The organism is Chitinophaga terrae (ex Kim and Jung 2007) (assembly GCF_900107795.1).
In the GTDB taxonomy this organism is placed as follows: Bacteria; Bacteroidota; Bacteroidia; order Chitinophagales; family Chitinophagaceae; genus Chitinophaga; species Chitinophaga terrae.
Map to the genome: position 1 here is coordinate 78,169 of NZ_FNRL01000001.1, position 13,236 is coordinate 91,404.

Annotated in this window: 10 protein-coding genes; all 10 read right to left on the reverse strand. The window is 47.5% G+C overall.

Features of this window, described 5'->3' with window-relative positions:
* Positions 1-34: 34 nt before the first annotated feature.
* A complete protein-coding gene (locus BLV62_RS00325; protein ID WP_089757448.1) occupies positions 35-1,882 on the reverse strand; it encodes an outer membrane protein assembly factor BamB family protein in 1,848 nt (615 codons plus the stop codon).
* Positions 1,882-3,609: a RagB/SusD family nutrient uptake outer membrane protein gene (locus BLV62_RS00330; RefSeq protein WP_089757450.1), complete on the reverse strand. Its 1,728-nt coding sequence runs from the start codon at positions 3,607-3,609 to the stop codon at positions 1,882-1,884. The genes BLV62_RS00325 and BLV62_RS00330 overlap by 1 nt, the downstream gene beginning before the upstream one ends.
* 19 nt (positions 3,610-3,628) lie before the next feature.
* Complete coding sequence (locus BLV62_RS00335; protein ID WP_089757452.1) at positions 3,629-6,850, reverse strand: SusC/RagA family TonB-linked outer membrane protein; 3,222 nt, start codon at positions 6,848-6,850, stop codon at positions 3,629-3,631.
* 40 nt (positions 6,851-6,890) lie between these two features.
* Complete coding sequence (locus BLV62_RS00340; RefSeq protein ID WP_089757454.1) at positions 6,891-7,943, reverse strand: FecR family protein; 1,053 nt, start codon at positions 7,941-7,943, stop codon at positions 6,891-6,893.
* Positions 7,944-8,012: 69 nt separating this feature from the next.
* Positions 8,013-8,534 (reverse strand): RNA polymerase sigma factor, encoded by a 522-nt coding sequence (locus tag BLV62_RS00345; RefSeq protein WP_089757456.1) that lies wholly within the window; start codon positions 8,532-8,534, stop codon positions 8,013-8,015.
* Between the two features lie 324 nt (positions 8,535-8,858).
* Positions 8,859-9,014 (reverse strand): hypothetical protein, encoded by a 156-nt coding sequence (locus tag BLV62_RS28230; RefSeq protein WP_168927837.1) that lies wholly within the window; start codon positions 9,012-9,014, stop codon positions 8,859-8,861.
* Between the two features lie 190 nt (positions 9,015-9,204).
* Complete coding sequence (locus tag BLV62_RS00350) at positions 9,205-9,789, reverse strand: Crp/Fnr family transcriptional regulator (protein WP_089757457.1); 585 nt, start codon at positions 9,787-9,789, stop codon at positions 9,205-9,207.
* A 40-nt stretch (positions 9,790-9,829) separates the two neighbouring features.
* Positions 9,830-10,564 (reverse strand): SDR family oxidoreductase, encoded by a 735-nt coding sequence (locus BLV62_RS00355; protein WP_089757459.1) that lies wholly within the window; start codon positions 10,562-10,564, stop codon positions 9,830-9,832.
* 208 nt (positions 10,565-10,772) lie between these two features.
* The gene (locus BLV62_RS00360) at positions 10,773-12,029 is read right to left on the reverse strand and encodes a hypothetical protein (RefSeq protein ID WP_139169860.1); all 1,257 of its coding nucleotides are present in this window, start codon (positions 12,027-12,029) and stop codon (positions 10,773-10,775) included.
* 180 nt (positions 12,030-12,209) lie between these two features.
* A complete protein-coding gene (locus BLV62_RS00365; RefSeq protein WP_089757463.1) occupies positions 12,210-13,175 on the reverse strand; it encodes a quinone oxidoreductase family protein in 966 nt (321 codons plus the stop codon).
* Between the last annotated feature and the right edge of the window lie 61 nt (positions 13,176-13,236).

A 13,236-nucleotide genomic window follows, 5' to 3' on the forward strand; every position in this document is an offset into this window, starting at 1 on the left:
GAAACCGGCGCCCCTGTCTTCACTCTTTACTGCTCTAAAATTTAATAAGCACAAGTTTTCCGTCCATTGTGCTGAACAGTACCTGTTTACCGCCAATTGGAAGCACGGTATTTACCAGGCAATTGGAAAGTTTATATTTCCAGATCAGCGAATGGGTATTACGGTCAATAGCATATACAACTCCCGAATGGGTCGGAATATAGATCACTCCTTCGTAGTCAACAGCCGGCGCGGGATCCAGTTCATACCCCATTTCAATACCAGCCTGCCAGTTGAACTGCATACTGTCGGCAGTACTGGATACGCCGTACAATCTGCCTTCCATGGTTTTTACCAGTACATCTGCGCCATCGGCCGACAGGCCTATCGATTCACGTACCCGGGTATCGGGAATGGTTTTCCGCCAGACCACCTTACCCGTTGCAGCGTCGAAAGCTGTCATATACCTGTCGGGCGCCACGATGAACACCCTGCCGTTGGCCGCAACAGGCCAGCAGGCGGCTGGAGAAAACATCCTGTTACTGGCTCCGTTGTTCCATTTCCATTTCAACTCGCCGCGCTTTGCGTCCAGTGCATAGAAATCATTTCCCCAGCTTCCGAAATAAATATTGCCCTGGTAGTAAAGCGGCTTGTCTTCTACGAAGCCTTTTACCTGATCGAAGTCCCATTCCAGTTTTCCCGTTTGTACATTTATTGCCCTAAAATGCCCGTCCGACGAGCCGGTATAGGCAATACCATTTACAATCGTGGTACTGGCTACAATGGGTTTATCTGTTTTAAAAATCCAGATCTTTTTACCGCTTCCGGCATTCAGGCAGTAGATATTGCCATCGGAAGAAGCAACAACTACCCGCTCTCCTTCCACTGCAGGCGTAGCGTATATTTTCCCTTTCGTACGGAATGTCCATTTCCTTTTGCCGTCTTTCAGCTGCAGGGCATATACTTCTCCCGCCGTGTTGGTAGTGATGGCCAGGTCTGCAAACCTTGCAATCCCGCTTCCCATATCGCTGTTATCCTGGTACACCCAGGCTGCCTTAACGTGGGGGAAAGAATCATTCACTGCGAAAGAAGGACGCGCGTATTCTCCCTGCTTCGGCTGCAACAGGCTTACTTCCGCCCATTGGCGGTTCTTCTGAACAAGTGGCGTCCTTTCTTCAAAAGTCGCTTTGCCATTGCTGACGGTAACAATATTGTAGCCGCCTATGCTGTCTTTCGCCCGCAGGTTCGACCGGCACATAACTCCGGGAATCCCGTCAAAATCATATTGCCTGTTGGTATGTCCGTGGCCGCAGATGATCAGTTGAATATTAAACTGCTTCAACCTGTCGATCGCTTCATACCAGTTGTTCAGATCTGCATTTTGTGGATAATGATTGATATAGATGATCGGTGTAGCTCTATCCGCTTTTTTCAACACTTTATCCAGCCATACAATATTCTCCCTGGGCACCTGTCCGGGCCCCATGCGCATGTTGGGCCCGCAGTTGGTTCCGATGAACTGGTAGCCGCCGTATTTGAATGCAAACGTTTCGCTGCCAAATACCTTGCGGAAAGTATTACCCCCGCTTTCAGACCATTTGGTATCATGGTTTCCGGGAACGATGTACCAGGGTTTCTTTAATCCATCGAGGATGGATTTCGCCAATCTCAATTCCGTATCAGCCCCAAACTCCGTGATATCCCCCGATACCAGCACGAATGCCAGGTCGGGTTGGCTATTGATATCTTCCACTGTTCTTTGCAGGTCTTCCTCCGAATTTTCACTTCCTATATGTATGTCTGTTACCTCTGCAAACTTAAAAAGCTGCTGGGCTGCCGCAGGCAGCGTAAAAGCTGCCAGCAGCAGTATTCCTGTTATTATTCTGAAATAGAACTTTATCATTACTTCCAACCAGGGTTTTGGGTGAGTGCCGGGTTCAATAATATTTCATTGGTAGGCAATGGGAATAAATAATTTTTCTCTTCTATGAATGTTTTCTTCACAGAAGGAAATACTACCAGGTTTCCTTTAGTGCCTTCGCTCAATTGTTTATCGTTCATGATATAATACTGCACATTGGGCTTGGTAACATCCGGTTTCTTATCTACGATGGCTACATCCGGGCTGCCATCGCCATCCAGGTCCATTTCTCCTTTAGCCGGGCAATACATGCCGTAAAAGGTTCTTGCCAGCAATGCGCCTTTCTTCCATCTCATCAGGTCCTGGTACCGGAAGCCTTCTGCGGCCAGTTCTATACGGCGTTCTCTTCTTACTTCCAGGATAACCGGCGGCAGGTTGCCATACAGGTCTACCAGTTGCGGATCGGATATGATATTATCCACCTTTAGCGGCGGCATGCCTGCACGTGCGCGGATCAGGTTAACTGATCTGTCGGCTTCGGCCTGGGTCAGCTCTCCCAGTTCCGCTTTTGCTTCTGCATAATTCAACAATACTTCCGCATACCTGAAAACAGGAAGATCGTTAGTATTTGTGTTATAAGCATCCTGGTCTGTACCGGTCACAAATTTAACGCCCTGGTAGCCGGTGAGCGAGACTGTAAAATCCGTTACCAGTTTGCGGGTAGTGCCTGTACGCATATAACCGGGAGTGCGGATGATCTGCGCCATACGCGGATCGCGGTTCTGAGTTTCTTCGAAGAATGTTTTGGTTGCATATCCCGGCTGTGCGGAGAACGGCGTTCCATCGCTCATCAGGAATCCATCAACAAACGATTTCGTATAACCGGGCAAAGCCAGCGTAGAAACAGTGAACACGCCGTTTGCAGCATGTCTTTTCTGTAAAGCATTATCATAAACTTCCGCCAGGATGAACTCATCGGTATTCGCTGCATCGGCTGCAAACAGGTTCAGGTAGTCTTTATCCGGCCTGCCGGTGCTGTATAATTTATACCCGCTGGTAAACAATGCGGAAGCCGCATCGGCGGCCTCTTCCAGCAAGGTTTTGGAAGAAGGGTCATTGAAATGGTATTTGCGGTAAGTGCCTTCGTACAGGCATACCCGTGCCTTGAGCGCCAATGCGGTCCATTTCGTTACACGGCTGATGCTGCGGGTAGCCGACAGATGATCTATCGCGTAATTAATATCAGCAATAATAGAATCCATCACCTGTTTACGCGGGGTTCTTGGATTGTATAATTCCGGGCTGCTTTCGTTCAGGGAAGTGCTGTACCAGGGAACATCTCCAAAACGTTTCACCTTATCAAAGTAAAAATTAGCCCTGAAGAACCTTGCAATGCCGGCATACCTGGCTTTTGTTTCCGCGGGAGTATTAGCGCGGGAGTAGTTTTCCAGGAAGAAGTTGATATTCCGTAGCCTGTCCCAGGTCCAACCGGCGTCGCCTGCGCTGGTAGGCAGCGTTAAACGGCCCGCTACCAGGTCGCTGTTCGATGACTCTACATTATCGCTGTTCCAGTCGTCGGAATATACAGAGGTACCCGGAAGGTAAGCGTAAAATCCATTTGTATAAATTTCCAGGTCTTTTTCCGTGTTGAAGAATTTCCCGGGCTCCACTTCCGTTTGCGGCGCCTTATCCAGGAAGTCTTTCTGGCAACTGCTCATCAGCGCTAATCCTGATAACAGTAATGGTATATAGTAAGATACTTTTTTCATATCTCTGGTCTGTTAGTGATTAAAAGTTAATGTCTATGCCAAACGTATAGGTACGCTGCATCGGGTATACGAAACCGTTACCGTTGGAACCTCCGTCGGGCTCGTCGCCGATCGCTTCGGGGTCAAAGGCTTTGGATAATTTTGTCCAGGTGAAAAGGTTTTGACCGGAGAAATAGATCCTTGCCCGTTCTACGCGCACTTTTTTCGTGATCAGCGAAGGAATGGTATACCCAATGCTGAGGTTCTTTAGTCTTAAATAAGCAGCGTTCTGCAGGTAACGGGTTTGTGCAACCGTTAGCGCATTGCCGCCGTTCAGCGCCTGGTAAGCGCGTAACCGCGGGAAGTAAGCGTCTGTATGCTCAGGCGTCCAGTAGTTATTAAAGATGTGTTCATACACCGGCTGGTTCCACCTGTTGTAAAAACCCCAGAAATTACCGGATTCGGAACCCGGCCAGAAATCCTTCTTCCCTATACCCTGGAAAAATACATTCACATCAAAGTTCATCCAGTTGGCGCCCAGGTTTACGCCATAGGCGTAGCGCGGCGTGGTATTGCCGATCAGCTCAAGATCGCCATGATCATCGAGGGTATATTGTCCCTGCCAGATCACGTTATCTCCATTCACATCTTTAAACTTAATATCGCCGGCCAGCGGATGCCCTGAAACCTTGTAAGGAATTGCCGATACTTTTTCCTGGTTGGCATGTTTCAGCGATTCATCGTCTGTCTGGAAGAAGCCTTCGGTAATATATCCCCAGATCCCGCCAAGCACCTGGCCTTCGTAATAATCGCCCAGGTATTTGCTTGGATTATCGTAGCGGGTAATGGTAGTGCGACTGTCAGACAACACCACGGCAACATTATACCCGAACGGTTTGCCTGCCAGTTGCAGTTCATCTCTCCATTTCAGGGAAAGCTCCCATCCCTTGGTGCTCAGGTCTGCGGCGTTGGTGCGTGGTTCTCCTGTTCCCAACACGGCTGGCAGGGATTTGCTTTTTGTAAGCATGTTGATGGTTTGGCGGTTATACCAATCGGCCCCCAACTCCAGGCGGTTATTAAACAATCCCATATCCATCCCGAAATCCAGCGTCCTTGCAGTTTCCCAGGTCAGGCTCTTGGCTACCAGTCCCGGCGCATAGGTGCCTAACGGCCTGTCGCCGTCCAGGATCGCGCCGATCTTGCTGATGCTCATCGTGCTGTAATAAGCGTAGTTACCTGTTTGCTGGTTACCCAGCGAGCCATAGGAAGCCCTTAGCTTTAAAGAGTTGACAGCAGGTTTTAATGCAGTAAAGAATTTCTCTTCACTCATCAGCCAGCCTGCGGAAACAGAAGGGAAAAATCCGAAACGGCTGCCGGAAGGGAAACGGGAGGTTCCGTCATAGCGGCCATTCGCTTCAATAAAATAACGGCGATCGAAGTTGTAGGAAGCACGGTAAAAAATGCCTCTCAGCGCCCAGTCGCTCTTATTGTCGGACACGGTTTTAGGACCGGAGGTAAGGTTCAGCGAAGCATAGTTATCGGTCATGTTGTTTTCGGCTGATGCAGAGAACCATTTGTAGTTCGACTGCTCCTGGTTATACCCGGCCAGCAGGTCGATATGATGTTTCCCCAGGTGTCTTTCATACTCGGCATACAGGTTAACAACGCTGTAAATATTTTCATCGAACGATGTATAGTAGAAATCCGGGTTGGAATAGGAAGCGATGTTTCCCGGCACATTTTCGTATTTCAGTTGCCTGGCCTTTCTTTCGTAACGGTTCTGGTTCTGCACCAGCGTGGCATCTCCGTTGATGCGTAGCGTATTGTCGAAGAAATTGGTTTTAAAGCCAACAGTATTGCGGAAAATCTGCCGGGTCTGGATCTCGCGGCCTCCGTCCAGCAGGCTGCCGAAAACCAGCATCCCTGCCTGGCTCCAGTTGCCGTTGGGAGTTTTAATCACTTCATAAGGGCTTGCAAAGAGGGAGAGATAACGGTAGGCGTTGAAGTTGCCGTTCACAAATTTATTAGGGGCGTCGTTCTTTCCCTGGTCATATTCACTGTTCGTATAGATCTTAATCCAGTCGGCAGCCTGCAACTCCAGGCGGGTGCGGAAATTATAGCGCCTGTATTTATCTGTGGCTACCCTGAATGTTCCGTCCTGCGATTGTGCGCCGCCGGAAATATAATAGTTCACTTTATCCGATCCGCCTGAAAGACTGAGGAAGTTCTTTGCAAAAGGCTGGCGGTCGTTGAAAAATTCTTTGTACCAGTCGGTATTTCCGCCGCGTATCCATTTGCCGTTGGCGTCGATGCCCATGGTCGGTAGAGAAGGATCGGCCTGGCGTTTTTTAAGATAGTCGATCACCAGCAGCATATCGGGATTATCGCCACCATAGTAGCCGCGGTATGCTTCATTCTGTATAGTAGCGGCTTCCAGCGGGTCTTTGATCACCTTGGGAATCCCCATAGGAGAACTGTACCCGAGGTTGTTGGAATAGTGAAGGCTTACCTTTCCTTTCGCTCCTTTTTTTGTGGTAACGAGGATCACGCCAAAAGCGGCCCTGGCTCCGTAGATGGCAGACGAGGCTGCATCTTTCAATACAGATACGCTTTCCACATCTTCAGGATTGATCAGGTTAATATCTCCTTCTACCCCATCTATCAGCACCAAAGGACCTCCTCCGTTGATAGAAGTAAAACCGCGAAGGTTGAATGTTCCTCCCCTATCGGCCCGGCCATCAGAAAAGGTGATGTTCAGGTTGGGGATAACGCCCTGCAACCCCTGCGCTACGTTGGTGATAGGGCGGCTCTGGAAAACTTCTTTTCCTGCCTGGTTCACGGCCCCTGTGATCTCTTCTTTTTTACGGGTGCCATAACCTACTACTACCACTTGTGACAGCAGCTTATCTTCCTGCTGCATTTTTACAGCCAGGGTGATATGGCTGTCTTTATCCACTTCATAACCGGTGTATTCTTTCTTTTCATAACCTATCAGGGAAAAAGAAAAGTTGTATTTCCCTTTAGGCAAAGCGGCAAAGGAGAATTTACCGTTTTCATCGCTCAGTGTTCCTGTTTTTGTTTTCTTCTCCACATCCATTGCCACTACAGTTACACCAATCAACGCGGCTCCTTTTTCGTCGTGGATCACGCCTTTTATCATAGGGGCGGCAGATTGCGCCTGGACGAATACAGGCAGTAAGCACATCAGGAAAAAGGCATGGCAATGCCGCAACAACGGCAATAGTTGTTTAGTAAACTTCATAAGTTTGTATTAATGGACTGTATTAAGTATTCAGACGACGCTACTTCGCTGGTTTTAAGATGATGGTACTATCGGTTCTTTCTATATTAAGATTATTTAAATCGGCTAATACCTGTAAAATGCTGATCAAAGAATCTGTTTTGCTGAACTCTCCTGTAAAAGTGGCTTTCTTTGATACATCAGGCGTAATGGTTACGTTCTGCTGGTAATGCGCTTTAAGCAGTACCAGTACATCCCGCAGTTTTTCGTTATGGAAACTGAACCCGGTTGCTGTAACAATGGTTGAATTTTCGGTTGTCCGTGTTTCATTGTTCTGCACTGGTATTGCCCTGGCAACCTGGATGCCGGGTATTTGTTGTTTAGCGCTGAAAACGTCTCCCGGCCGCAATATCACCGGTTTAAACGCTTGTTGCATATGCGTGCCCGTTACTTGCACTTTACCCTGCAGCAGCCGGACATTCACCGCGCCGCCTTCTCCTGTTTCTATTCCGAAACGGGTGCCCAGGGCGGTAGTAACAATATTGCTGGCCTGTACGCTGAACGGGTGCTTCATGTCTTTCGCCACATCAAATACCGCTTTACCTTTCAACAAGATCTGCCGATGGTTGCGGAAATCTGTTTTCATTTTCACTTCGCCGCCTGGCGACAATTTGATCCAGGAGCCATCTGCCAGCGTAAGTTGTTGCACTTTGCCGCTGGTATTGCGGATAGTGGTGTCCGTAGCCGGCTGATATGCCGCCGGTTTTGCATTTTCTTTTGCAGCCACAGGGCCTGGCTTGGTTGGTTGCTGCGCCAGGTACCAGGCTAAACCTGCGCCCAGCGCCAGTACAGCTGCCGCCGCCCACCATTTCAGGGTGGTGCGCCGGCGTATTGGCACAACCGGAGTAGTAGCACCGAGGATCACACGCTTCATTTTTCCCGCGGTTTCCGCATCTGGCAACCATTCCGGCGCATAACTTTCTTCCAGGCGATTGTCGAAAACCATGTTCAGCAAATCAGGGTCTTCTTCCAGCAGGCGCAAAAGTTCTGCTTTCTCGGAATCGGAACATTCCCCGTTAAAATATTTTTGCAATAATGATTTCAGATCGTGCATAGAAGAGATTTGCGCATTTAAAAGAGTATACGCTTGCACGTGATGTATCCCCTAGTCGGGTAAAAAAAATTATTTCAGGAGGTGGCGGAGTTGCTTAAGCGCCTGTGTGATATGATTTTCTACAGTTTTGGGAGAAATAGCCAATTCCAGGGCTATCTGTTTATGGGATAGGCCTTTATACCGGCTCAGGTGAAATACTTTTTTGCGGACAGGTGGCATAGCTTCCATAACCTTTTCCACGATCTGCAACTGGTCGTTGGTAATGGCTTCCTGTTGCTGGTCTTCATTAGTATGCACCACGTGCCGGTTGTATTCCTGGAAAGCTTTGGCATCGCGGAGTTCTTTCCGGAGCACATCAATAAGGGAGGTTTTCATGATACGGAGCAACTGTACTTCCAGGGGCCAGTCATCTGATAACAGGCGCCGGCTGTTCCATAGCTTAATGAAAGCAATTTGCACGAGTTCTTCTGACAGGTATTTAGAGCTGGTTTTTTTATAAAAATAGCCGTATAACCTGCCATGCCATGCATCGTACAACTGCTCCAATGCACTATGGTTGCCCGATCTGATTGCTGCCAACAAGTCTTCCATTGTCCGTGAATCAATTACTACACAAACCTACTGTATGTGTTAGTTGCTCGTATGTTATATTTCTGTGAACTGCCGGTTTGGTTGAGAACCGGGACGGAGGTCAAAGTACAAAAAAGGCGTTGCATACTTTACTAAAATCAGCAAAAAAATAACCAGGCATCGGGTGGAAACCTGGGGCATAACGTGAATTAAAGATATTTCTAATAGCTATAATATACTAGTTTAATCCTGTATTTAAATATTCTATAGTAGATATTGTGGACTTGGGAGATAGAAAATAAAAAAGGCTGCAAAATGCAGCCTAAAAAATGTTATTGATAAAAGTTATTTTGCTACTTCAGCGTTCTTAAGATATTGCTTTATCCTTTCAACTTTTTCAGGAAACAAGACCTTATTCTTGATCTTATCAGCCACTAAAGATAACACGCCGGCTTGCGGCACTTTTACCAATTTTTCGGTATTTTTCTCTTTAGTTTTCATATTACAAATATATGTTTCTTTTACAAAAAACCAAGTCATATAACCATCTATACTAAGGCATTATTTGCCCGGGACATTCCCTTGGATGAAATGTTACAAAGAAAATTTTATAAATCAATAAATCTGCCATTGGGTTGAACAGGTATATTAGAGTTACCCTCGTTTTACTAACTTAACGGAGCAATATTATTTACTTGAGATTTCTCCTGATCCGGCTAAGCGACTGTTGGGTGATGCCTAAATAGGAAGCGACATCGCTAAGGGGTACACGCAATGCAATATCGGGGTTACGGACCAGGAACTTTTTATACCGGGTACTGGCGTCTTCCCCTGTCAGTTCATTCCGCGTCTGGATCTTATCTAACAATCCTTGTTGCATAATTCCATCCAGTAATGATTTAAAATAGGGTATTGCTTTATTGAGCTTATCGAACGCGGCTCTTGAGATCACTATCAATTCGCTGTTGCAGGCGGCTGCAATGCCTTCTGCCGCCTGCGTGTTGCCGGTATAGCTCCTGAGTATGGTGCAGAACTGGTTCCTTCTAAGGAAAAACAATACCACCTCATTCCCTTTTTCACTGATACTGGTTATCTTCAACACACCATCTACCACAAAGAACAGTTCCCTGGCAATTTTGCCCTGGGCCAAAAGAATCTCCCCTTCGTTCACCCTCCGGAACTCCAGGTGCGAGGAGATCAACTCCTGCTCATCTTTACTTATGCTGGTAAAAAGATTTAGAAAATTGAAAAGTGGATTGAACAGCTCTTTCTCCATACCTGATTTTTGCAATACCCTAAGTTAATAGTTCTCCGGCTTATACCAATACACCGCCTCCGTCTACCACGAGGGTTTGCCCGGTACAATATTCCTGGGTCATAAGATAGATGTAGGTTTTAGCCAGGTCTTCTGCCTCTCCAACCCGTTTCACCAGTAAAGAATTGCCGGCCTGGCTGTACAGGGCGGTTCTTTCATCGGCCTCGAGGCTGTTCCAGAGGTTTGTTCTCACTATGCCCGGTGAAACAATATTCACTCTTACAGGCGCCAGTTCAACGGCCATAGCCCTGCAAAAGCCTTCCATGGCGCCACAGATGCCGGCGCCAAGCGCCCACCCGGAACCTGGCCGCTGGCTGGCGATACCGCTGGTTAAAGTAATACTTCCTTTTTCACGGATCAGTTGACTGCCATATTTAACCGCAGCAACAGCGCCCCAGTAACGAATGTTCAGGTATTCTTTGGCCCTGTCTATATCCGTTGCTGCAATTTTGCCTATACGGATATTTTCTCCGGCTGTGTACACCAGGTGATCAAATGCGCCTGCCTGTTCAAAAAAGGTTTTGATCTGTTGTTCCGAAGAAAGATCAACTACATAACCGCTGGCACTGGCAGGCAGTAAGGCCAGGGTATTGTTAATACGTTGCTGGTTGCTGGAGGCAATTTTAACTATTGCCCCCTCTTTGGCTGCTGCCAGGGCAACAGCGAGGCCTATACCGGAAGTGGCGCCCATTATTACCACTTCCTTGTTTTGCAGGCTTTTATTCTCATTACTCATACGGATTGTTTTAGACCACAAAACTCGCATGAGTGATGATGGAAGTATTTACCAAATGGTAAAAAACGAGTAAGATCATTTCCCGGCCATGATGGTCCTGTTCTTCGTGAAGAAATATACTTTGGGGGAAAACATAGATTTAATTTGTGCAAAGCTATAAAAAAGCTGAGAAAAGGCTGCCCCGGGATTGGAAACAGCCTTTCAGCTATTAAACATTTCGCCGAAGCTTAAACGAACCTGTTACCTGCTTGCTTTTGTTCTGGCATCCTTCACCACGGGTATAAACTGTAACGTTAAAATCACCTGATATAAATCCGTCTACGTTCTGGTATAAACTAATATTCAGCTTGCCTGCCCCATAGCGAGGTTTGGTATCGTTACAGTTATAATAGGTACTTTGGTAAACTACAGTTGATTGTGGAACGGAAACCTGCATACTATACTTATCGGGTTCCGCGGGGCCGCCTGCTTCAAAAGTCCCTGCTTTCGATGTATTAACGGTGATCCCTACCTGGCCTGTGGGTCCCGTGCCCATCAATACGGTTGATGTTCCAAGCAACGCTGCATCAACTGCGGTAGCAAAATGTTCAACTCCATCCATTTGCCAGATGAAGAATTCGTCGGGCACCAGTTTGAGCGCTATCTGTACTATAACCAATCCGCCAGTTCCTGGCCTGTCAGGATGCCGCTTATCCACCATGCCTTTGATCCTTATGCCAACGGCCACTTCTTTTGGCTCCTGGATTACATCAGGGGCAGTGTAGTATGTGGTGCTGGTTTTAGGATTATTAAAGGTCCCGGGGCCTGTAACAAACCATCCTTCTACATTCTCAGTCGGAACAATGTCGTGATAGATAATATCTGTACTGTCTTTCACGTCATCCACGTAGGCAATTAATCCTGTTTCTTCTTTGGCAAAGAGCCTTGTTTTATTATCCACATTTTTGATGTAAAAAATGCGTTCGATTGTCCAGTCGCTGAAATGCCGGGTATTGATGGTCAGCGTTTTAGTTGTTTTGTCAATCCACGTTAAGACCGCCCTTCTCCAATAACCCGCTGCATCCTGGTAAGCCAGGTAAAGGTCATTCTCATTAGCGCCTACCAGGTCTTCGTCTGTATACTGCATGGAGATCTTTATATCCTTTTTGAAATCTACATTCTCAGGCGTAAGCCGGTACGTGGTTCCCGTTGCCGATGGCAAGGTGCTGGTAACAGGTTGAATAGTGAAATTCGTTTCCCCGGTTACCGCGCCTGCGGGAATTTCAATTTTAATATTCCCGTCAGGAGTCGAAATTGTTCCGCCGGCTGCACCGATTGTTTTCGTTACCGGCGCTCCCGTAGCGGTTCCATGCTCCATAGGCACAGGTTTAGGACCAGGAGAAGGCTCATCTCCTGACTTTTTACAGGATAACAAAGCGAAGATCATAGCACCAAAAAGGCACAGTATTTTAAGGTAGTTGTTCATTGCATAATTTTTATTTATGATGAACAAAATTCGACGGTTAACGGAAGAGTAAAAAGCATCGGGGTTATAAACCGGGAAACTGTAGACAAAAGGCTCACGGCATCCTTTAACGGCAGGGAAACATCGACATACTATTGCCTGCCAAGAAACTTTGCAATAATTATTTACGCCAATTCTCAACTATATCAATACCACCAGCCGCTTGCCATCTCCTGTCTCCAGGTCCCAGATCCTTTCCGCTTCTTCTATTCCAACGGTTACGATATCAACTTTTATTTTTCCATCTACATACCATTGCAAAACTTCCGGAACGATCTCCTTCAGCAACAACTGCATTTCTTCCTTCGTCCAGCTGCCTAAACCGGAGCCGGAGATCTGCAGGTTTGCGCTTCTCAACACCTGGGAAGATACCTGTATTTTATCGCCAGCCAGCGCGCCCACAGACACATAACGGGTAGCCGCAGTAAACCCGCCTTTACCGGCGAACGATTCCAATAGTAACCCGGCGCTGTGCCCCCAGATATAGTCGATGATCACGTTAACAGGGGTAACGCTATGGATCTGTTTCACCTGTGCTATAAACGCAGCATCGTCCTGCTTCAGGGAAATGATCTCATCTGCCCCCAGGTCTTTCAGGGTTTCCAGCGTTGCCTGGTTCCTGCCGGTTGCAATGATCTTTCCTGCGCCATATTCGCGGGCTACCTGGATGGCGATCTTTCCTGTAAAACCAGTAGCGCCATTGATCAGCACTGTTTCACCGGCTTTCATACCAGCCCTGAAACGCAAGGCCATCACCGAACCGGCAATCGCGTTAGGCAAAGCCGCCGCCGTAGCGTTGTCTATCCCTTCCGGGAACGCTATCATCCTCTCTTTTGCGGCAATCGCTTTCCCTGCAAGCGTTCCGTTTGCTCCAATTATATAAAATCTTCTGCCATCGGGTAGTTCTCCCACGCCATCTCCGCCCACTATCCTGGCTTCGCCGGCTACTTCTGAAGAATAATGCCTGCCGCTGGCTATTGCCTTGTCGAGATGCTTAATTGCCACGGCTTTCATCGTGAGCAATACTTCGTTCTCCCCTGCTGTGGGTTCCTTAAAATCCGGAACATACCGGGGTCCTGCTCCCGGCGTCATTACTACTGCTTTCATTAGTACGTCAGTTTAAATTATCTGCCTTGTTTTTTAATACAAAGCAAAACTACAGCGGGCG